We start from the raw sequence: 19,666 nt of genomic DNA, 5'->3' as shown, positions 1-19,666 counted from the left end.
GCCGCTCCCGCCGGGCCGGAGCCATGCCCGGGTGGTGCCGGGGTGGCGCAATCAGTTCGAACTTTGCCGACGGCCCGGGCTCGGAACTAGCAGATTCCCGCCAACCGGCGCGGCCGTGGGTCGGCCCGCTGCGCGCCGGCCACAAGGAGCCCGTCCATGTTTCCCATGCACCCTGCCGAATCCGTGGCGCGCCTGACCGGCGCGCTGTCCCTGGAAGAAGCCCTGGCCTGCCCGCGCATCGCCATCGAGGCGGTGGAGCCGGTGGTGGATGGCGGCCGTTTCGCTGCCAAGGCCATCGCCGGCGAGCCGCGCACGGTGAGCGCGGTGATCTTCGCCGATGGCCACGACAAGCTGGCGGCCCACCTGCTGTGGCGCGAGTCCCGCGAGGCCCAATGGCAGCGGGAGCCCATGCAGCCGCTGGGCAACGACCACTGGCAGGCCCGCTTCGTGCCGCCCGGTGTCGGCCGCGTGGTGTTCGCCGTGGAGGCCTGGTGGGACCTGTACGCCAGCTATTGCGACGAACTGGCGAAGAAACACGCCGCCGGCGTCTCCATCGCGCTGGAGCTGCGCGAAGGAGTGGCCCACCTGGAGCGGGTCGCGGCCCAGGCTCCGCCGGAGCAGGTGGAAGCGCTGCGCACGCTGATCGAGGCGGTGGAGGCCACCCAGTCGGTGGAGGAGCGCGTGGCGCTGCTGCTGGCACCGGAAACCCGCGCGGCCGTGGACCGGGTCCAGGCCCACCCGCACCGGGTGTGCAGCCCGCTGTTCCCCCTGGAGGTGGAGCGCAAGCGGGCGGAGTTCGCCAGCTGGTACGAACTGTTCCCGCGCTCCGCCGCCAACGACGGCCAGCGCCACGGCACCTTCCGCGACGTCATCGAGCGGCTGCCGGCGATCCAGGCCATGGGCTTCGACGTGCTCTACTTCCCGCCCATCCACCCCATCGGGCGCACCCACCGCAAAGGGCCGAACAACGCCCTGGAGGCCGGTCCGGACGACCCCGGCAGCCCCTACGCCATCGGCAGCGCCGAGGGTGGGCACGAGGCCATCCACCCCCAGCTCGGCAGCCGCGACGACTTCCTCGCGCTGGTGCAGGCGGCCCGTGAGCACGGCCTGGAGATCGCCCTCGACTTCGCCATCCAGTGCTCCCCCGACCATCCCTGGCTGGCACAGCACCCCGGCTGGTTCAGCTGGCGCCCCGACGGCACCATCCGCCACGCCGAGAACCCGCCGAAGAAGTACGAGGACATCGTCAACGTCGACTTCTATGCCCGCGAGGCCCAGCCCGACCTCTGGCTGGCCCTGCGCGACGTGGTGCTGGGCTGGGTGGAGGCGGGCGTCACGCTGTTCCGCGTCGACAACCCCCACACCAAGCCGCTGCCGTTCTGGGAATGGCTGATCGCCGAAGTGCGCGGTCGCCACCCGGAGGTGATCTTCCTCGCCGAGGCCTTCACCCGCCCGGCGATGATGGCGCGCCTGGGCAAACTGGGCTTCTCCCAGAGCTACACCTACTTCACCTGGCGCACCGCCAAGGCCGAGCTGGCCGAGTACTTGCTCGAACTCAACCAGCCGCCGCTGCGGGACTGCTACCGGCCCAACTTCTTCGTCAACACCCCGGACATCAACCCCTTCCACCTGCAGGGCCAGGGGCGCGCGGCGTTCCTCATCCGTGCCGCGCTGGCGGCCATGGGCTCGGGGTTGTGGGGGCTGTATTCCGGCTTCGAGGTCTGCGAGTCCGCCCCCGTGCCCGGCAAGGAGGAGTACCTCGACTCGGAGAAGTACCAGCTGCGCGCCCGGGACTACCAGGCGCCCGGCAACATCGTCGCCGAGATCGCCCAGCTCAACCGCATCCGCCGGGAGAACCCGGCCCTGCAGAGCCACCTCGGCCTGCAGGTCTACAACGCCTGGAACGACCAGATCCTCTACTTCGGCAAGCGCAGCGCCGACGGCGACAACTTCGTCCTGGTGGCCATCAGCCTCGACCCGCACCAGGCCCAGGAGGCGCACTTCGAGCTGCCGCTGTGGGAGATGGGCCTGCCCGACGACGCCATGACCCGGGGCGAAGACCTGATGAACGGCCACACCTGGACCTGGCACGGCAAGGTCCAGTGGATGCGCATCGAACCCTGGCGCCTGCCATTCGGCATCTGGCGCATCCGCCCCCAGGACTGAGGACACCGCCATGCCCAGGCCCGAACCGGCTCCCGCGACCCCGCCCGACCTGCCCACCCTGACCCTGGACGGCAGCCTGGCCGACCTCCCACCGGCTGCCCTGGAGGCGGCCCTGCAAGGCTGGCTGCCGAGCCGCCGCTGGTACCCCGGTACCCGTGCCGATGCCGCCCGGCTGCTGTACCTGTTGCCCTGTGGCGACGCAGAGCTGCCGGCCGTGCTGGCGGAAGTGGAGGTGCCCGGCGACCCTGCCAGCTACCCCGTGCCCCTGGTCTTCGTGCCGTTGGAACAGGCCGCCGGCGCCTCCGATGCCCTGCGCGGCGCCGTGGCCCGCCTGCGCCTGGACGGGCGCGACGGTGTGATGATGGAGGGCTTCGGCGTGCCAGCGTTCATCACCCGCTGGATCGATGACCTGGCCCGCGAGCCCGTGCGCGCCGTGGCCGGAGGCGAGCTGCACTGGCTGCCGGTGGCCGCTGCCGGCGCCTTGCCCGGCTGGCAGGGGGCGCCGGTCAAGGTGCTCTCGGCGGAACAGTCCAACAGCTCGGCGGTGATCGACGGGCGCTACATGTTCAAGCTGCTGCGCCGGGTGCTGCCCGGCCTGCACCCGGAGGCGGAGATGGGCGCCTACCTCACCGCCCAGGGTTTCGCCCACGTCCCGGCGCTGCTGGGCCAGGTGCGCCGGGTGGACGCCGACGGCGCTGCCCGGACCCTGGCCGTGCTGCAGGCCTTCCGGCCGAATCAGGGCGATGCCTGGCAATGGACCCTGGAGCACCTCGACCGCGCCCTGCGCAACGCCCTGGCGGCGGATGCCGGGGGTGAGCAGGCCGCCGAAACCGAACTGCGCACCCTGCAGGCCTTCGCCGGGGTGCTCGGCCGGCGCCTGGGCGAGCTGCACAGTGTGCTGGCACGCCCCTCCGACGAGGCCGACTTCGGCCCGCTGGAAAGCGATGCCGCCACCACCGAGGCCTGGGCCCGCAGCGTGGTGGCCCAGCTGGACGCGGCACTGGCGGCGCTGGAGGACCACCGCGCCGCCCTCGATCCCGAGACGGCGGCCCTGGCCGCAGGGCTGCTGCAGCGTCGCGATACCCTGCACCAGCAGGTGGAGACCCTCGCCCGGCGCAGCGCCGGCGGGCTGCTGATCCGCGTCCATGGCGACCTGCACCTGGGCCAGGTGCTGGTGGAGGACGGCGACGCCTGTTTCATCGACTTCGAAGGCGAACCCACCCGCAGCCTGGCCGAACGCCGGGCCCGCCACAGCCCCTTCAAGGACGTCGCCGGCCTGCTGCGCTCGTTCGACTACGCCGCCGCCATGCTGGTGCGGGGTGACGGGGTGGCGGACCACGCGCCCCAGGCCGCAGCCCTGCGCCGGCAACTGGCCGAGCGCTACCGGCAGCAAGCCGGCCGCGCCTGCCTGGAGGCCTACCGCATCGCCGCCGCCGGGCTGCCCCACGCCTGGTTCGAGCGGGACGGCGAGCAGGCCGCCCTCGCGCTGTTCGGCATCGAGAAGGCCGCCTACGAAATCCTCTACGAAGCCCATTACCGCCCGCACTGGCTCGCCGTGCCGCTGCGCGGCCTGGTGGCGCTGACCCAAGACCCCGGAGTGACCCATGAGTGAGACCCTTGTCGGCGCGGATGCCGAACGCAACGCCATCCAGGCCCTGGTGCGGGCCGAGCAGGGCGACCCCTTCGCCTGGCTCGGCCCGCACCCCGTGGCCGATGGCTGGCGGGTGCGGGCCTACCTGCCCGGCGCCCTGCAGGTGGAGCTGCTGGACGAGCAGGGCGCCGTGCCCATGCAGCCGGCCGCCACGCCCGGCCTGTTCAGCGCCCCCTGGAGCGGCCAGGGCCGCTACCGCCTGCGCATCCACTGGGCCGGCGGTGTGCAGGAAACCGAGGACCCCTACAGCTTCGGCCCCTGCCTGGGCGAGATGGACCTCTACCTGTTCGCCGAAGGCAACCACCGTGAACTCGGCCAGGTCTTCGGCGCCCAGCGGGTGGAACACGAAGGCGTCGAGGGCGTGCGTTTCGCCGTGTGGGCGCCCAATGCCCGGCGCGTCTCGGTGGTAGGCGGGTTCAACGGCTGGGATGGCCGTCGCCACCCCATGCGCCTGCGTCACCCCACGGGCGTGTGGGAGCTGTTCGTGCCGCGCCTGCAACCGGGGGAGGTCTACAAGTACGAGATCCTCGGCAGCCATGGCGTGCTGCCGCTGAAGGCCGACCCGCTGGCCCTGGCCACCGAGCACCCGCCCGCCACCGGCTCGGTGGTGGCCGAGCCCCTGGCCTTCCACTGGCACGACGAGGCCTGGATGGCCGAGCGCAGCCGCGCACAGGCCCATGACCGGCCGCTGTCGATCTACGAGGTCCACGTCGGCTCCTGGCGCCGCGAGGGTGGGCCGGAAGGGCCGGTGCTGCACTGGCAGGCCCTGGCCGAGCAGCTGATCCCCTATGCCCTGGAGATGGGCTTCACCCACCTCGAACTGCTGCCGATCATGGAGCACCCCTTCGGCGGTTCCTGGGGCTACCAGCCGCTGTCGCTGTTCGCGCCCACCGCCCGTCACGGCAGCCCGGCGGATTTCGCCGCCTTCGTCGACGCCTGCCACCAGGCCGGCCTGGGGGTGATCCTCGACTGGGTGCCGGCGCATTTCCCCACCGACGAGCACGGCCTGGCGCGCTTCGACGGCACCGCGCTCTACGAGTACGCGCACCCCTTCGAGGGCTTCCACCAGGACTGGGACACCTACATCTACAACCTCGGTCGCCACGAGGTGCACGGCTTCATGATGGCCTCCGCGCTGCACTGGCTGCGCGTCTACCACATCGACGGCCTGCGGGTGGATGCGGTGGCCTCCATGCTCTACCGCGACTACTCGCGCAAGCAGGGCGAATGGATCCCCAACCGCCACGGCGGGCGGGAGAACCTGGAGGCCATCGACTTCCTCCGCCACCTCAATGACGTGGTCGCCACCGAGGCGCCCGGTGCGCTGGTCATCGCCGAGGAGTCCACCGCTTGGCCGGGCGTGAGCCGCCCGGTGCGCGAAGGCGGCCTGGGGTTCGCCTACAAGTGGAACATGGGCTGGATGCACGACAGCCTGCGCTACATCGCCGAAGACCCGCTGCACCGCAGCCACCATCACCACCAGCTCACCTTCGGCCTGCTCTACGCCTTCTCCGAGCAGTTCATCCTGCCCATCTCCCACGACGAGGTGGTCCACGGCAAACGCTCGCTGCTGGACAAGATGCCCGGCGACCGCTGGCAGAAGTTCGCCAACCTGCGGCTGTACCTCAGCTTCATGTGGACCCACCCGGGCAAGAAGCTGCTGTTCATGGGCTGCGAGTTCGGCCAGTGGCGGGAATGGAGCCACGACGGCGAGCTGGACTGGTACCTGCTGCGCTATGCCGAGCACCAGGGCGTGCGCGACCTGGTGGCCGCCCTCAACCGCCTGCACCGCGAGGAACCGGCCCTGCACCAGCTGGATGGCCAGGCCGAAGGCTTCCAGTGGCTGATCGGCGACGACTCGGTCAACAGCGTGTACGCCTGGCTGCGCCGCGACCGCGAGGGCGGCCCGCTGCTGGTGGTGCACAACTTCACCCCGGTGCCGCGCCCGGGCTACCGGGTCGGCGTGCCCGTGGGCGGGCGCTGGCGGGTGCTGCTCAACAGCGATGCGGATGCCTTCGCCGGTTCCCATGCCGGCACCCTGGCCGAAGCCGCCACCGTGGAGGGCGGCAGCCACGGCCAGGCCCATGCGCTGGTGCTGGACCTGCCGCCCCTGGGCAGCCTGGTGCTCAAGCCGGCCTGAGCCTGCCGGCACGTCGCCCGGGCGGCGTGCCGGCGGGGGCAGGGCGGGTCAGTCCGCCAGCAGGTTGAAGCGCTCGTCCCGGGCCCCGGCGCCGATCAGCGCCTGGGCCTGATCTTCGGTGAGCAGGGCGGTGCCCGCCGTGCAGTGGATCACCGAGGCGCGCAGCCCCTCGTCGGTGGTGACCACCACGTCGCGGATCGGCAGTTCGCAATGGTTGCCGTTGAGTTCGATGGAACAGGTACCGGCGTCGACGTCGTAACTGATGCTCATGGGAGCCTCCTTCAGCAGGCCTGGGAGCCGCACCGGCTGTGGGCGGCTCTGGAACGGGGTACGGATGCCCTGGCGCGGGTCCAGCACGGGGTGGTCACCCGCTGGCCGGGCCGGCCGGGTTGGCGGGGTGGCCGCCCGATAGAGCGCGGCGGCGCCCAGCACGGCCTGCAGCAGCCCCAGCGGGCCGCCACGCAGGGCGCCGCGCACCAGCAGCCAGCCACCGACGCCGCACAACGCCAGGCGGCCAGCCGGTGATGGACGGCGCGGCTCAGGCCGCATGTCGGATCGCCTGGATCAGCTCGGCCTTGCGCATGCGCGAGCGCCCGGCGATGCCCAGGTCCCGGGCGCGCATCATCAGGTCCGCGCGGGTGCTGTCTTCCAGGGACTGGCCCGGACGCGGTACGCCCTGGCGGGTGGCGGCCGCCTGGCGGGCCGAGGACTGCCGCGCAGCGCGCTTGGCCGTGGCCGGTTTGCGGGTGCCGGAGCCGGACTTCTCGCCGCCGCCGGACTGCTTGTTCACCGTGGCCCAGGCGCGGGCCTCAGCTTCCTTGGGCGCCACGCCCTTGTCCTCGTAGCTCTGCTCGATGTGCTCGGCTTTGCGCTTCTGCTTGTCGGTGTAGGCGTCTTTGCTGCCGCGTGGCATGGCGGTCTCCTCCTGTTTCCGGGCCTCCGGGGCGAGGCCCGCTACAGGGTGGGAGCGGTGGCGCTGCGGGCGAGTTCCGGTGATCTGCGGCGCCGCTCGACCGATGGTCCCGCCGCCCTGAAAGCAGGTTGAACCTTCCGGCGCTGCAGGGGGACTCACCCAAGGGAGCCGCGAAACCCCGTGATTCGGCAGAAGGAACTTCACCATGAAACGAGACTGGGACCTCATCCGCAGCCTGCTGATGGCCGTCGAGGCGCTGGAGGGTGGGCGGCACTTCGCGCCGCGCGCCTGGGACGGGCACTCGGCCGCGCAGGTGGCCCATCACCTGCACCTGCTGGCCCAAGGCGGGCTGGTGGAATGCGCCACGCACCACCCCTGGAATGGCGAGCCGGTGATGATCGCCACCGGCCTGACCCTGGCCGGGCACGACCTGCTCGACCGCCTGGGTGACGACGCCACCTGGGCGGCGCGCAAGGCCGACCTGCTGGCCCGCGAAGGCGCCATCACCCTCGACGGCCTGCTGGCCCAGGGCTTGCCGCCCCGTATCCCCGAGGCCCGCCGCCTGCGCGTGGCCCACGCCGACGCCCGCATCGACTGACCCGGGAGAGCCCCCATGAGTGCAGAGCAGGACGCCCCGGCCACCCGCCCGGAGGTGGACGCCTTTCGCCAGCGCATCCTCGACAAGCTGCGCTACGCCGTGGGCAAGGACCCCGGCAGCGCCTACCGCCACGACTGGTTCGAGGCCCTGGCCCTGGCCGCCCGCGACCACCTGGTGGACAACTGGGAGGAAGCCGGCACCGGGCAGGCGCGCCGGGACCACAAGCGCGTCTACTACCTCTCCCTGGAGTTCCTCATCGGCCGCCTGCTGGTGGACTGCCTGAGCAACCTCGGCTTGCTGGAGACCGCCCGCGAAGCCCTGGACGGGCTCGGCGTGTCCTTCGACGAAGTGCGCCAGGTGGAGCCCGACGCCGCACTGGGCAACGGCGGCCTCGGCCGGCTGGCCGCGTGCTTCATGGAGAGCATGGCCACCCTCGGCCTGGCCGCCCACGGCTACGGCATCCGCTACGAGCACGGGCTGTTCCGCCAGGTCATCACCGACGGCTGGCAGCAGGAGCAGACCGAGACCTGGCTGGACTTCGGCAACCCCTGGGAGTTCGAACGGCCCGAGGTGAGTTACGGCATCGGTTTCGGCGGCAGCGTGACGACCCTCGAAGAGGAGGGCGGCGCCACCCGCCAGGTCTGGCAGCCCGCCGAGACCCTGCGTGCCATCGCCTACGACACCCCCGTGGTGGGCTGGCGCGGCGCCAGCGTCAACACCCTGCGCCTGTGGCGGGCCCGGGCCATGGAGGACCTGCAGCTGGAACGCTTCAATGCCGGCGACCACTTCGGCGCCGTGGCCGACGTGGTGCGCGCCGAGAGCATCTCGCGGGTGCTGTACCCGGCCGATAGCACCGAGGCCGGCCAGGAGCTGCGCCTGCGCCAGGAGTTCTTCTTCGTCTCCGCCTCCCTGCAGGACCTGCTGCACCGCCACATGCAGGCCCACGGCGAGATTCGCAGCCTGCCGCAGAAGGCCTCGATCCAGCTCAACGACACCCACCCGGCCATCGCCGTGGCCGAGCTGATGCGCCAACTGGTGGACGAGCACCGCCTGCACTGGAACGAGGCCTGGGGCATGACGGTGGCAACGCTGTCCTACACCAACCACACCCTGTTGCCCGAAGCGCTGGAGACCTGGCCCGTGTCGCTGATGGAGCGGCTGCTGCCGCGCCACATGCAGATCATCTACCTGGTCAACGCCTTCCACATCGACGCCCTGCGCGCCGCCGGCGAGCATGATTTCGCGCTGCTGCGCGCGGTCTCGCTGATCGACGAGGAGCACGGCCGGCGGGTGCGCATGGGCAACCTGGCGTTCCTTGGCTCCCACAGCGTCAACGGCGTTTCGGCGCTGCACACCGACCTCATGCGCGAGACGGTGTTCCGCGACCTGCACCGGCTCTACCCCGAGCGCATCAGCAACAAGACCAACGGCATCACCTTCCGCCGCTGGCTCTACCAGGTGAACCCCGGGCTCACCGCGCTGCTGGTGGAAACCCTCGGCGAATCCCTGCTGGACCAGCCCGAGCACCAATTGCGCAACCTCGAGCCCTGGGCCGCCAAGCCGGGCCTGCGCAAGCGCTTCGCCGCCCAGCGGCAGCAGAGCAAGGCCGCGCTGGCGGCCCTGGTGCAGGAGCGCCTGGGCATCACCCTGGACACCACCGCGCTGTTCGACGTGCAGGTCAAGCGCATCCACGAGTACAAGCGCCAGCTGCTCAACCTGCTGCACACCGTGGCCCTGTACCAGGCCATCCGCAACGAGCCGGCCACCGACTGGGTGCCCCGGGTCAAGGTGTTCGCCGGCAAGGCCGCCGCCAGCTACCAGCAGGCCAAGCTGATCATCAAGCTGGCCAACGACATCGCCCGCACGGTCAACGCCGACCCCACGGTGCGTGGCCTGCTGAAGGTGGTGTTCCTGCCCAACTACAACGTCAGCCTGGCGGAGACCATCATCCCCGCCGCCGACCTGTCGGAGCAGATCTCCACCGCCGGGCTGGAAGCCTCCGGCACCAGCAACATGAAGTTCGCCCTCAACGGCGCGCTCACCATCGGCACCCTGGACGGCGCCAACGTGGAGATGAGCCAGCTGATCGGCGCCGAGCACATGTTCATCTTCGGCCTCACCGCCAGCCAGGTGGAGCAGCGGGTGCGCGCGGGCGACCTGGACATGCAGGCCGTGGTCGCCGCCGACGACCGCCTCGCCGCCGCCCTGGAGGCGATCCGCAGCGGGGTCTTCTCACCGGACGACCCGAGCCGCTACCAGGGCCTGGTGGACGGCCTGGTGCACCACGACCGCTTCATGCTCTGCGCAGACTTCAGCGCCTACTGGCACGCCCAGCGCCGGGTCGACGCCGCCTGGCAGGACCCGGACCGCTGGTGGCGCTCGGCGGTGCTGAACACCGCGCGGGCCGGGTGGTTCTCCTCCGACCGCACCATCGGCGAGTACGCAGCGGACATCTGGCAGGTGCCGACCCGGCGGGATTGATCTGGCGGGTGTTACCAGAAACCCGCCTGGCGCCGCTCGGCCGTGTAGTCCAGGGACAGCCCGAAGGCCTCGCGGAAGAAGGCCGCCAGGCGGGTATCCAGCACCGTCTCGTTGACCGAGGCCGGCGCCGCTTCCAGGCGCCGCGTCTCCCCCGCGTCGGCGAAGAAGCATTCATGGCGTACCCGTGCGGCCGCCGTGTCGCCCAGCAGGCGGTAGCGGCTGGGCCGCTCGCCGGGGCGTGCCACCTCCAGGCACAGGGCGGGCCCCACGCTGTTGGCTTCGTCGCGCACCACCGCTTCCAGCCCTGCCTGGCGGGCGTGGCGTGTGGCGTCTTCGAACAGCGGGCGGGCGATCTGTTGCAGGAGGGCATGCAGGTCGTGCGGGGGCTGATCCATGGGGCGGCTCCTCTCGGCGTGGCGGGTCCGAACGGTAGAGCTGCCTGGTCGGCGCGGGGTTTCAGCCGGCCGCCGGGTGGTCGCCTAGCCGCGCTGCCCCGACGATTTGCGGTACGCCCCCGGCTGCACCCCGGTGACCTTGTGAAAGGCGCGGGTGAAGGCCGCCACCGACTGGTAGCCGACGGCATCCGCCACCTCGGCCACCATCCGCCCGTTGTCCAGCAGGCGGCACGCCTGGCGCATGCGCAATGCCAGCAGCACGTGGCCTGGTGACTCCCCCGCCAGCTCCTGGAAGCGCTTGAAGAACGCCGAGCGCGACAGCCCGGTGCAGGCCGCCATCTCCTCCAGGCTCCAGGCGCGTCCGGGCTGGGCGATCAACTGTTCCAGCAGCCCAGCGAAGGCTGGCTGGCGCGCCAGCGCGGCAAGCCCGCCGAGGCGGGTGTTGTCCGTCACCTGCTGGCGCAGCACGTAGAGGAACAGCAGGTGGCTGAGGCGCTCCAGCAGGGCCGGCGAGGGCGCCGGAAGGCGCGCGCACTCCTGCAGGATCAGCTCGAACAGGCTGCGCGCAGCAGCCAGGGAGGGGTCGCCCCTGCGCAGCACGATCCACGGCGGCAGCGACTCGACGATCAGCGCCGACAAGCCCTGGCGGAAGTGGAAGAACCCGCACACCAGCCCCACGCCATCCCCGGCGGCCGGCTCCAGGGCCTGCATGGTGCCCTTCGGCTGGGCGCGGGCGGCCTCCGCCGTCGCCTCGCCGGAAAGCCGGTAGGCCAGGTCGCGCAGCAGGAACACCGCGTCGCCGCCCTCCAGGCGCAGCGCCTCGCTGCCGTCGTCCAGGTGCAGCCAGCAATGCCCCTGCACCACCAGGTGGAAGCTGGCGCGGGCCAGGCCCTGGGTGCTGGCGTGCCAGCCGCCGCAGTAACGGCCGACGTGGAAGAGGCTGGTGTCGAGTTCGAGGTTCTCTAATAACCAATCGACCAGGGGGCTGGATGACTTCATCTAAGGGAAAGACTCAGGAGCAAGTGATAGCGACTTTAGAATATTGAACGGGTTTCTTATTACCAACAGACTTTTCGGCACCCGAACCGACCCAGGAGAAGACTCCATGTCCCGTGTGCCCGTACAGACCCTCGACAGCGCCCCCGAAGCGGCGCGCCCGTTCCTCGAAAACGCCCTGAAGAACTCCGGCTTCATCCCCAACCTGCTGGGGGTGCTGGCCAATGCGCCGGCGGCCCTGGAAACCTACGTCACCGTCTCGGCGCTGAACGGCAAGGCTGAGCTGAACCTGGCCGAAAGGGAAGTGGTGCAACTGGTTGCGGCAACTCGCCACGGCTGCGATTTCTGCGTAGCCGGGCACACTGCCGTCGCCACCAACAAGGCCAAACTGCCGGCCGAGGTGGTCAGTGCCCTGCGGGAAATGGCGCCCCTGCCCGAGGCGCGCCTGGAGGCCCTGGCGGCCTTCACCCAGGCCGTGATCGCTACACGGGGCGATGTCAGCGACGCTGACTTCGCCGCCTTCCGCGCAGCCGGCTTCACCGACGGCAACGCCCTGGAGGTGATCCTCGGCGTGAGCCTGGCTACGCTTTGCAACTTCGCCAACGTCTTCGCCCGTACGCCGCTCAATGACGAGCTGGCCAGGTACCGCTGGCAACGTCCGGGGGCCTGAGCCCCGGACGCCGATGATCAGGAGATCGACATGCTGGACCCCAACCTGAGCCACTGGCTCGACAGCCAGGCCGAGGCGCTCGACACCGGCGCCTGCGACCCCGACACCCTGCTGCACGCGCTCAGCCAGGCCGGCCTGCCCAAGGTCGGCGTGGACCGCGCCCTGGGCGGCGATGGCGGCACGCTGCACGACGCCATCGAGACGGTCGCCGCCGTGGCTGGCCACTCGCTCACCGCCGCTTTCGTGCTGTGGGGGCAGCGCGCCTTCATCGAATACGTGCTGCACACCCCAAACGAGGCCCTGCGCGAGCGCCTGCTGGGCGACCTGCTGGCCGGCCGCGTGGCCGGTGCCACAGGCCTGTCCAACGCCATGAAGTTCCTCAGCGGCGTCGAGGCGCTGCAGGTGCGCAGCCAGGCCACCGAGAGCGGCTGGCGCCTGGACGGGCGCCTGCCCTGGGTGACCAACCTGCGCCGCCAGGGCTTCCTGGTGGCCGCCGCCGTGGAAGCCGGGGAGAGCCAGCCGCCGCTGGTGCTGGCGATCCCCGACGGGCTGGCGGGCCTGGCGCGCTCCGCCGACCTCGACCTGCTCGGCCTGCAGGGCAGCAACACCGCCGCCCTCGACCTGGCCGGGGTGGAGCTCGACCGCGCCTGGCTGCTGCACGAAGACGCCCGGCGTTTCCTCCCGGGGGTACGCCCGGCCTTCCTCGGCCTGCAGTGCGGCATGGCCCTCGGCCTGGCGCGGCGCTGCCTGGACGAGGTGCAGGCGCACCTCGGCGACGGCGGTGGCCGGGCCCTGCTGGAGGCCGAGCTGGGCGCGCAGCGCACCCGCCTGGAGGCCCTGGCCCGCGAACTGCACCAGGGGCTGGACGAAGGCCGCTTCCTCGCCCAGCCGGCTGCGCAGTTCCGCCTGCGCATCGGCCTGGCGGAGAGCGTCGCCGACGCCATCCAGCTGGAGCTGCAGGCCAGCGGTGGCAAGGCCTACCTGAGCGAGCACGGTGCGGGTTTCGCGCGGCGCTGGCGGGAGTCGGCCTTCGTGCCCATCGTCACCCCCAGCCTGGTGCAGCTGCGTACCGAACTGAACCGCCAGGCCCGCGAGGTGGTGGCGTGAGCGACGGGTTGCTGACGGCCGAGGGCATCCGCCTCGGCTACCTGCGCGGCAACCAGCGCCAGGAGGTGCTGGCGCGCTTCGACCTGCAGCTGGCGCCGGGGGAGGTGGTGTCCATCCTCGGCCCCAGCGGCGTCGGCAAATCCAGCCTGCTGCGGGTGCTGGCGGGCCTGCAGCAGCCTTGCGGCGGGCAGGTGCGGCTCCACGGTGAGCCGCTGGACGGCCCCCACCCGCGCGTGGCGGTGGCCTTCCAGGACCCGAGCCTGCTGCCCTGGCTGAACCTGGAGAAGAACGTGGCCTTCGGCCTGGATTTCGCCCGCCAGCCCAAGCTGGCTGCTGCCGAACGCAAGGCGCGGGTGGAGCAGGCCATTGCCGCCGTGGGCCTGGCCCACGCCCGTGGCCACTTCCCCGCGCAGCTCTCCGGCGGCATGGCCCAGCGCACCGCGCTGGCCCGCTGCCTGGCACGGCGCCCCGAGGTGCTGCTGCTGGACGAACCCTTCGGCGCGCTGGACGAGGTGACCCGCGCCGACATGCAGCAACTGCTGCTGCGACTGATCCACGAGCAGCGCACCGCCGCCGTGCTGATCACCCATGACATCGACGAGGCCCTGCTGCTCTCCGACCGCATCCTGCTACTGGGCGACACCCCGGCGCGGATCCTCGGCGAGTGGACCCCGGACCTGCCCCAGCCACGGGCGGAGCGGGTGGAGGAACTGGGGGCCTTGCGCGTCGACATCCTCAAGACCCTACGGCGGGCCAGCCGCGGAAACGGAACCCCAACCCCTGATACGGAGGCCCACGATGTGCCTGGACGATCCCTCTCATTCCCGACGTGACATCCTCAAGCTCGGCGCGCTGCTGACCGCTGCCGGCGCGCTGCCGCTGCTCACCAGCCTGCAGGCCCGCGCGGCCGCCGAGCCGGACGCGCCGGTGCGCATCGGCTACCTGCCGATCACCGACGCCACGCCGCTGCTGGTGGCCCACGCCAACGGCCTGTTCGAGGCCGAGGGCATCAAGGCCGAGCGCCCGGTGCTGCTGCGCAGCTGGGCGCAGGTGATCGAGGCCTTCATCTCCGGCCAGGTGAACGTCATCCACCTGCTGTCGCCGATGACCGTCTGGGCCCGCTACGGCAGCAAGGTGCCGGCCAAGGTGGTGGCCTGGAACCACGTCGGCGGCTCCGGCCTCACCGTGGCGCCGGGCATCGAGCAGGTGGCCCAGCTGGGCGGGCGCACCGTGGCGATTCCCTTCTGGTACTCCATCCACAACGTGGTGGTGCAGCAGCTGCTGCGCGACAGCGGCCTGGTGCCGGTGAGCAAGCCGGTGGGCGCGGCCCTGGCTGCCAACGAGGTCAACCTGGTGGTGCTGCCGCCCTCGGACATGCCGCCGGCCCTGGCCAGCAAGCGCATCGACGGCTACATCGTCGCCGAGCCGTTCAACGCCCTGGCGGAGAACCTCAAGGTCGGCCGGGTGCAGCGCTTCACCGGGGACGTCTGGCGCAACCACGCCTGCTGCGTGGTGTTCATGCACGAGCACGACCTGAACAACCGCCCCGAGTGGTCGCAGAAGGTGGTCAACGCCATCGTCAAGGCGCAGCTCTGGACCCGCGAGAACCGTGCCGAGGCGGCAAAGCTGCTGTCCAAGGACGGCGCCAACCGCTACACCCCCCACGCCCCCGAGGTGCTGGGCAAGGTGCTGGCCCCGGCGGCCGGCGAGCGCGACGGCTACGTGAAGAGCGGTGCCATCCGCCATGCCGCGTGGGACGAGCAGCGCATCGACTTCCAGCCCTATCCCTTCCCCAGCTACACCGAGGAGCTGGTCAGCCGCCTGAAGGACACCCTGATCCAGGGCGACAAGTCCTTCCTCGCCGGGCTCGACCCCAAGGCCACCGCCGCCGACCTGGTGGACGACCGCTTCGTGCGGGCGGCCCTGGCCGGCGTCGGCGGGCTGGAGGCGTTCGGCCTGGGCGGCGGCTTCGAGCGCACCGAGGAGATCGCCGTTTGAACCTGAACCGCCTGTTCCTCGGCCTCGGCGGCCTGGCCGCCCTGGGCCTGCTGTGGTGGCTCGGCGTGGCGGCCGGGGGCGGGGACGACGGCCTGGCCGCGCGCTTCTCGCCCCAGCAGACCCTGGCCAGCCTGCAGGAGCTGCTGCACCGCGGCGAGCTGTACGAGCACGTGTGGGTGAGCCTCAAGCGCATCCTCGTCGGGCTGTCCCTGGCGCTGCTGGTGGGCGTGCCCCTGGGGCTGCTGGTGGGCAGCTCGCGCAACCTGGAGGCGGCCACCACGCCGGCCTTCCAGTTCCTGCGGATGATCTCGCCGCTGTCCTGGATGCCCATCGCGGTGATGCTGATGGGGGTCGGCGACCAGCCCATCTACTTCCTGCTGGCCTTCGCCGCCGTCTGGCCGATCCTGCTCAACACCGCGGCCGGGGTGCGCCAGCTGGACCCGCGCTGGCTGCAGCTGGCCCGCAGCCTGAGCGCCACCCGCCGGGAAATGCTGCTGAAGGTGATCGTGCCCGGCGTGCTCGGCCACGTGCTGACCGGCGTGCGCCTGGCCATCGGCATCCTCTGGATCGTGCTGGTGCCCTGCGAAATGCTCGGGGTCAGTGCCGGGCTCGGCTACTACATCCTCGATACCCGCGACCGCCTGGCCTATTCGGAGCTGATGGCCATGGTGCTGCTGATCGGCGTGCTGGGCTTTGCCCTGGATGCCGCCGCGCGGGGGCTCTACCAGCGCTGGTCGCACACCTGAGGCGCCGGGCGCTTCAGGCGTGGGAGGCGAGGCGGGCCTGGTTTCGACCGGCCTGCTTGGCCTGGTAGAGCAGCTGGTCGCAGCGCGCCAGCAGGTCCTGGGGATGGGCCAGCCCTGGTGCGCTGGAGAGGCCGCCGCCGAGGCTGATGGTGAGGTGGTCCAGGCCATCCGGGCGGTGGCCATGGTCGATTCCCAGGTCCGCCACCTCGCGGCGCAGGCGCTCGGCGATGGCCAGCAGCTCCTGTGCGTCGCTGACCTGCAGCAGCACCACGAACTCCTCGCCGCCGTAGCGGAAGATCTCCGCCTGCCCGCTGCGCAGCGCACTGCCCATGGCCTCCGCCACCTGGCGCAGGCACTGGTCCCCGGCCGGGTGGCCGTAGTGGTCGTTGTAGGGCTTGAAGTAGTCGATGTCCGCCATCAGCAGGGCGAAGGGGCGGCCGTTGCGGCCCATCTGCTGCCAGTGCTCGTCCAGGTGCTGGTCGAAGGCGCGGCGGTTGCCGACCCGGGTGAGGGCGTCGGTGCTGGCCATCTCCTGCAGGCGCTGGTTGAGCAGCGCCAGCTCCTCGCGCTGGCGGCGCTCCTCCTGCTCGGACAGGAAGGCCTGGCGCACCCCGGCGATGTTGGTCCAGCTGATGGCCAGGCTGAAGATCAGCACCGGCACGAACACCAGGGCGAAGATCATCACCGCCTTGGGGTTCCCCGGGTGGAGCAGCCACACGTTCCAGAAGATCACCCCGGTGATGATCATCGAGCAGGCGAAGATGCCCCGGAACGAATAGCGCACCCCCAGGTTGCCGAGGACGATGAACACCACCGAGGCGTAGAGGAAGGTGGGCACGTCCGGCGAGCTGCTGGCCTTGAGCAGCTCGAACCAGGCGACGGTGGAGACGATGTCGTGGAACGGCATCAGCATGTCCCGCACCAGCACGCTCCGGCAGTAGCGGAACACCAGAAAGATGTTGAGCAGCCCAATCAGGCTCAGGCCGCCGCGCAGCAACAGCGAATTCCAGGCCATGTCCGGGATCAGCAGCGCGTCGGCCAGGACGTAGGAGTCGTAGGCGATCATCGCGATGAAATTGATCGCCAGCAGGAAGCGCCCGTGGCGTTCGAGCACGTAGCGGCGGAAGGCCGGCATCTGGCCGGGCGGGATGTGGCGCGTACGCGGCCGGGCAGGGGATTCGAAGGGTTCGAGTCGGGTCATGGGCCGCGCGGGGAGTGATGGCGAGCGGCCAGTTTAGGGGGCGCCCGCGATGCCGTCCATCGCCTCGCGAGCGCCTTTCAAGGGGCTACAGCCAGCGTCGGACCTGCTCGCGGTAGGCCAGGTAGTCGGCGCCGAAGAGCTGTTCGAGCATGCGTTCCTCCGGCGGGATCTGGTAGCGCTCGATGTACAGCATGAACAGCACCACGCCCGCCAGGGCGAAGGGCGCGGCGAGCCACAGGCCCCAGCCCAGCAGCATCAGGGCGAAGCCCAGGTACATGGGGTTGCGGGTGCGGTGGTAGATGCCGCGGATGACCAGGGCCGAGGTGCGCTCGGGGTGGATCGGGTTGACCGTGGTGCGGGCCTGGCGGAAGGCCAGGGCACCGGCCAGGCAGACCGCCACGCCGGCGGCCAGCACCAGCAGCGCGAGCAGCAGCCGCAGCGCCGGGGGCAGGGCGAAGGGCAGGCCCGGCGTGACCTGGGCCAGGCCGTACATCAGCACGGCGCAGGCCAGCCCCACCAGCGGCGGCGGGATGCGTCGCTCCAGCCAGCGGGCACGGGGGAGCGCGGTGGGTGTCTGGGTCATGGGGCTGTCCTTGCGAGGTGGGGGAGGCGGCATCATCAAGCCTGGAGTGGCTACAGAGTCAAGCACGCCTCCTGCGCCTCACTGGTCCCGTTCGAAGCGCACGCCGGGCTTGGCGCGTTCGTCCACCCGCAGCTCGAAGACGTCGGGGCGGGCGTAGTGGCCGACCACGTCGAAGTCGTAGCGGGCGCGGGTCAGCTGGTCGGTGTCCACCTCGGCACAGAGCAGCCCGGTGGCGTTGCGCAGCGGGCCGGCGAGCACCTCGCCCAGCGGGTCGACGATCACGCTGCCGCCCTGGATCAGCGGGCGGTCGTCATCCCAGCCCGGCACCTCGATGCCCAGCTCGCGGGGCGAGGGCTGCACCTGGCAGGCGCTGATCACGAAGCAGCGGCCCTCATGGGCGATGTGGCGCATGGAGCATTGCCACACCTCGCGCTCGTCCACCGTCGGTGCGCACCACAGTTCCACGCCCTTGGCGTACATGGCGGTGCGCAGCAGCGGCATGTGGTTCTCCCAGCAGATGGCGGCGCCCAGGCGGCCGGCTGCGCTGTCCACCACCGGCAGGGTGGAGCCGTCGCCCTTGGCCCAGATCAGCCGCTCGGTGCCCGTGGGCATCAGCTTGCGGTGCCGTGCCACCAGGCCTTCGCCGGGCTCGAAGAACAGCGCCGTGCAGTACAGCGAGCTGCCCGCGCGCTCGATCACCCCCAGCACCAGGCTGGCGCCGGTGCGGGCGGAGAGGCCGGCCAGGGCCTCGGTCTCGGCGCCCGGCACGTCGATGGCGTTGGCGTGGTAGCGGGCGAAGGCCTCGCGCCCCTCCGGCAGGCGATAGCCCAGGCGGGTGCCGAAGATCTCGCCCTTGGGGTAGCCGCCCAGCAGCGCCTCGGGCATCACCACCAGGGCCGCGCCGGCGTCGCGGATGGCTTGTTCGTAGGAGAGGATGAGGTCCAGGGTGGCCTGCTTGCCTTCCGGCAGGGAGCCGATCTGCAGGGCGGCGACGGTGCGGCGGGGCATGGCGTGGGTCCTTGCTTGGTGAGGGATGACGGGGATGCTATAAGCCCCGCTTCCCGCAATGAATGGCGATTCGCTGCTAATCGATATGAAGCGCATGAATATCGAACAGGCCGACCTGAACCTGCTCAAGGTCTTCGAGGCCCTCCACGAAGAAGGCAGCGCCAGCCGCGCCTCGGTGCGCCTGGGGCTGACCCAGTCGGCGGTCAGTGCGGCCCTCGGGCGCCTGCGCCTGCTCTACGGCGACGCGCTGTTCCAGCGCACCGGGCGTGGCCTGGCGCCGACCCTGCTGGCGGACCAGCTCAAGCCGGTGATCAGCGAGGCCCTGGACCGGGTGCGCCAGAGCCTGGACCTGGTGGCCCCGGAGGGCGGCGACTTCAGCGGACGCTCGGTGACGGTGGGGCTCTCCGACGACTTCGAGATCGCCCTCGCACCCCGGCTGCTGGCCCAGGCGGCGCGGCGGGCGCCGCAGCTGCGGCTGATCTTCCGCCAGACCCACAGCCAGATCGTCAACGCCGCGCTGATGGAGCGCCAGGTGGACCTGGCGATCACCTCCGGCGGCATCACCAGCCAGGGCCTGAGCCGCGCCTTGCTGGGGGAGGGCGGTTACGCCTGCGTGGTCGACCCCGAGGGGTTCGGCGATGCCGGGGCGCTGGACCTGGAGCGCTTCGTCGCCAGCCCGCACCTGCTGATTTCCTCCGGCGGCTTCATCGGCATCGTCGACGAGGCCCTGGCCGCCCTCGGGCGCAGCCGCCGGGTGCTGGCCTCCACCACCCACTTCGCCGCCTTGCCCTACCTGCTCAAGGGCACGCCGGCCCTGGCCACGGTGCCGGCCCATGCCGCCGAAGCGGTGGCCCGCGTCAGCGGCCTGCGGGTGCTGGCCTGCCCGCTGGCGCTGCGGCGCTACCCCATCGAGCTGGGCTGGCGCTCCCGCGCCCTGGAGGACCGCGCCGTGGCGCTGGTCCGCGAGGCCATCGAGGCCTGCTTTCCCCTGACCCCGTCCCAAGGAGCCTGAG

General features: G+C 71.3%; 18 protein-coding genes. 11 read left to right on the top strand and 7 right to left on the bottom strand.

The window, feature by feature from the left end; all coding sequences use genetic code 11:
* Positions 1-165 precede the first annotated feature (165 nt).
* The 3 genes from PotMrB4_RS15900 to glgB are packed head-to-tail and all read left to right on the top strand — an operon-like array spanning position 166 to position 5,957.
* Complete coding sequence (locus PotMrB4_RS15900) at positions 166-2,166, top strand: alpha-1,4-glucan--maltose-1-phosphate maltosyltransferase (protein WP_172435100.1); 2,001 nt, start codon at positions 166-168, stop codon at positions 2,164-2,166.
* 10 nt (positions 2,167-2,176) lie between these two features.
* Positions 2,177-3,778, top strand: coding sequence for a putative maltokinase (locus PotMrB4_RS15895; RefSeq protein WP_172433883.1), 1,602 nt, complete (start codon positions 2,177-2,179; stop codon positions 3,776-3,778).
* Positions 3,771-5,957: a 1,4-alpha-glucan branching protein GlgB gene (gene glgB, locus PotMrB4_RS15890; RefSeq protein WP_172433882.1), complete on the top strand. Its 2,187-nt coding sequence runs from the start codon at positions 3,771-3,773 to the stop codon at positions 5,955-5,957. Before PotMrB4_RS15895 ends, glgB begins: the two co-directional genes overlap by 8 nt.
* A gap of 48 nt (positions 5,958-6,005) precedes the next feature.
* Here the strand turns inward: glgB and PotMrB4_RS15885 are convergent, their stop codons facing one another.
* Positions 6,006-6,506, bottom strand: a complete 501-nt coding sequence (locus PotMrB4_RS15885) for a DUF3203 family protein (RefSeq protein WP_172433881.1) — start codon at positions 6,504-6,506, stop codon at positions 6,006-6,008.
* Complete coding sequence (locus PotMrB4_RS15880; protein WP_172433880.1) at positions 6,496-6,870, bottom strand: Rho termination factor N-terminal domain-containing protein; 375 nt, start codon at positions 6,868-6,870, stop codon at positions 6,496-6,498. The genes PotMrB4_RS15885 and PotMrB4_RS15880 overlap by 11 nt, the downstream gene beginning before the upstream one ends.
* 205 nt (positions 6,871-7,075) lie before the next feature.
* Between PotMrB4_RS15880 and PotMrB4_RS15875 the strand changes: the two genes are divergently transcribed.
* Complete coding sequence (locus tag PotMrB4_RS15875) at positions 7,076-7,468, top strand: DUF2513 domain-containing protein (RefSeq protein ID WP_082078088.1); 393 nt, start codon at positions 7,076-7,078, stop codon at positions 7,466-7,468.
* Positions 7,469-7,483: 15 nt separating this feature from the next.
* Positions 7,484-9,949, top strand: coding sequence for a glycogen/starch/alpha-glucan phosphorylase (locus PotMrB4_RS15870; RefSeq protein ID WP_172433879.1), 2,466 nt, complete (start codon positions 7,484-7,486; stop codon positions 9,947-9,949).
* Between the two features lie 11 nt (positions 9,950-9,960).
* On the opposite strand, the gene PotMrB4_RS15865 is transcribed toward PotMrB4_RS15870, so the two are convergent.
* Both PotMrB4_RS15865 and PotMrB4_RS15860 read right to left on the bottom strand, forming a co-directional pair.
* Positions 9,961-10,344, bottom strand: a complete 384-nt coding sequence (locus PotMrB4_RS15865) for a hypothetical protein (RefSeq protein ID WP_172433878.1) — start codon at positions 10,342-10,344, stop codon at positions 9,961-9,963.
* Between the two features lie 84 nt (positions 10,345-10,428).
* On the bottom strand, positions 10,429-11,343 hold the full coding sequence (locus PotMrB4_RS15860; RefSeq protein ID WP_172433877.1) for an AraC family transcriptional regulator: 915 nt from the start codon (positions 11,341-11,343) through the stop codon (positions 10,429-10,431).
* A 106-nt stretch (positions 11,344-11,449) separates the two neighbouring features.
* On the opposite strand from PotMrB4_RS15860, the gene PotMrB4_RS15855 reads away from it, so the two are divergent.
* Genes PotMrB4_RS15855 through PotMrB4_RS15835 form a run of 5 tightly spaced genes read left to right on the top strand, consistent with a single transcriptional unit; the run spans position 11,450 to position 15,861 of the window.
* Positions 11,450-12,010: a carboxymuconolactone decarboxylase family protein gene (locus PotMrB4_RS15855; RefSeq protein WP_044399592.1), complete on the top strand. Its 561-nt coding sequence runs from the start codon at positions 11,450-11,452 to the stop codon at positions 12,008-12,010.
* A gap of 30 nt (positions 12,011-12,040) precedes the next feature.
* Entirely contained in the window at positions 12,041-13,117 is a 1,077-nt protein-coding gene (locus PotMrB4_RS15850; protein ID WP_172433876.1) for an acyl-CoA dehydrogenase family protein, read from the top strand.
* The gene (locus PotMrB4_RS15845) at positions 13,114-13,950 is read left to right on the top strand and encodes an ABC transporter ATP-binding protein (protein ID WP_044399587.1); all 837 of its coding nucleotides are present in this window, start codon (positions 13,114-13,116) and stop codon (positions 13,948-13,950) included. The genes PotMrB4_RS15850 and PotMrB4_RS15845 overlap by 4 nt, the downstream gene beginning before the upstream one ends.
* Positions 13,916-15,115 (top strand): ABC transporter substrate-binding protein, encoded by a 1,200-nt coding sequence (locus PotMrB4_RS15840; RefSeq protein ID WP_044399583.1) that lies wholly within the window; start codon positions 13,916-13,918, stop codon positions 15,113-15,115. The genes PotMrB4_RS15845 and PotMrB4_RS15840 overlap by 35 nt, the downstream gene beginning before the upstream one ends.
* Positions 15,112-15,861, top strand: a complete 750-nt coding sequence (locus PotMrB4_RS15835) for an ABC transporter permease (protein WP_044399579.1) — start codon at positions 15,112-15,114, stop codon at positions 15,859-15,861. The genes PotMrB4_RS15840 and PotMrB4_RS15835 overlap by 4 nt, the downstream gene beginning before the upstream one ends.
* Positions 15,862-15,874: 13 nt before the next feature.
* Here PotMrB4_RS15835 and PotMrB4_RS15830 read toward each other — a convergent pair whose 3' ends face one another.
* The 3 genes from PotMrB4_RS15830 to PotMrB4_RS15820 all read right to left on the bottom strand — a co-directional run bounded on the left by PotMrB4_RS15830 (position 15,875) and on the right by PotMrB4_RS15820 (position 18,653).
* Positions 15,875-17,062: a GGDEF domain-containing protein gene (locus PotMrB4_RS15830; RefSeq protein ID WP_172433875.1), complete on the bottom strand. Its 1,188-nt coding sequence runs from the start codon at positions 17,060-17,062 to the stop codon at positions 15,875-15,877.
* Positions 17,063-17,147: 85 nt separating this feature from the next.
* Positions 17,148-17,645 carry a methyltransferase family protein gene (locus tag PotMrB4_RS15825; RefSeq protein WP_172433874.1) on the bottom strand — a complete coding sequence of 166 codons (498 nt, stop codon included), beginning with the start codon at positions 17,643-17,645 and terminating at the stop codon, positions 17,148-17,150.
* A 78-nt stretch (positions 17,646-17,723) separates the two neighbouring features.
* On the bottom strand, positions 17,724-18,653 hold the full coding sequence (locus PotMrB4_RS15820) for a carbon-nitrogen hydrolase family protein (protein ID WP_044399570.1): 930 nt from the start codon (positions 18,651-18,653) through the stop codon (positions 17,724-17,726).
* A gap of 85 nt (positions 18,654-18,738) precedes the next feature.
* On the opposite strand from PotMrB4_RS15820, the gene PotMrB4_RS15815 reads away from it, so the two are divergent.
* Positions 18,739-19,665: a LysR family transcriptional regulator gene (locus PotMrB4_RS15815; protein ID WP_172433873.1), complete on the top strand. Its 927-nt coding sequence runs from the start codon at positions 18,739-18,741 to the stop codon at positions 19,663-19,665.
* The last annotated feature ends 1 nt before the right edge of the window (position 19,666 follow it).

The organism is Metapseudomonas otitidis (assembly GCF_011397855.1).
Classification (GTDB): Bacteria; Pseudomonadota; Gammaproteobacteria; order Pseudomonadales; family Pseudomonadaceae; genus Metapseudomonas; species Metapseudomonas otitidis.
This window is presented reverse-complemented; position numbering and strand designations above follow the sequence as displayed.

Excerpts from the sequence above, each read along its gene's own strand:
- PotMrB4_RS15870 (WP_172433879.1), top strand. The coding sequence starts at position 7,484 with ATGAGTGCAGAGCAGGACGCCCCGGCCACCCGCCCGGAGGTGGACGCC.
- PotMrB4_RS15880 (WP_172433880.1), bottom strand. The coding sequence starts at position 6,870 with ATGCCACGCGGCAGCAAAGACGCCTACACCGACAAGCAGAAGCGCAAA.
- PotMrB4_RS15885 (WP_172433881.1), bottom strand. The coding sequence starts at position 6,506 with ATGCGGCCTGAGCCGCGCCGTCCATCACCGGCTGGCCGCCTGGCGTTG.
- PotMrB4_RS15895 (WP_172433883.1), top strand. The coding sequence starts at position 2,177 with ATGCCCAGGCCCGAACCGGCTCCCGCGACCCCGCCCGACCTGCCCACC.
- PotMrB4_RS15830 (WP_172433875.1), bottom strand. The coding sequence starts at position 17,062 with ATGACCCGACTCGAACCCTTCGAATCCCCTGCCCGGCCGCGTACGCGC.
- PotMrB4_RS15860 (WP_172433877.1), bottom strand. The coding sequence starts at position 11,343 with ATGAAGTCATCCAGCCCCCTGGTCGATTGGTTATTAGAGAACCTCGAA.
- PotMrB4_RS15850 (WP_172433876.1), top strand. The coding sequence starts at position 12,041 with ATGCTGGACCCCAACCTGAGCCACTGGCTCGACAGCCAGGCCGAGGCG.
- PotMrB4_RS15840 (WP_044399583.1), top strand. The coding sequence starts at position 13,916 with ATGTGCCTGGACGATCCCTCTCATTCCCGACGTGACATCCTCAAGCTC.
- PotMrB4_RS15875 (WP_082078088.1), top strand. The coding sequence starts at position 7,076 with ATGAAACGAGACTGGGACCTCATCCGCAGCCTGCTGATGGCCGTCGAG.
- PotMrB4_RS15855 (WP_044399592.1), top strand. The coding sequence starts at position 11,450 with ATGTCCCGTGTGCCCGTACAGACCCTCGACAGCGCCCCCGAAGCGGCG.
- PotMrB4_RS15865 (WP_172433878.1), bottom strand. The coding sequence starts at position 10,344 with ATGGATCAGCCCCCGCACGACCTGCATGCCCTCCTGCAACAGATCGCC.
- PotMrB4_RS15825 (WP_172433874.1), bottom strand. The coding sequence starts at position 17,645 with ATGACCCAGACACCCACCGCGCTCCCCCGTGCCCGCTGGCTGGAGCGA.
- PotMrB4_RS15900 (WP_172435100.1), top strand. The coding sequence starts at position 166 with ATGCACCCTGCCGAATCCGTGGCGCGCCTGACCGGCGCGCTGTCCCTG.
- PotMrB4_RS15820 (WP_044399570.1), bottom strand. The coding sequence starts at position 18,653 with ATGCCCCGCCGCACCGTCGCCGCCCTGCAGATCGGCTCCCTGCCGGAA.
- PotMrB4_RS15815 (WP_172433873.1), top strand. The coding sequence starts at position 18,739 with ATGAAGCGCATGAATATCGAACAGGCCGACCTGAACCTGCTCAAGGTC.
- glgB (WP_172433882.1), top strand. The coding sequence starts at position 3,771 with ATGAGTGAGACCCTTGTCGGCGCGGATGCCGAACGCAACGCCATCCAG.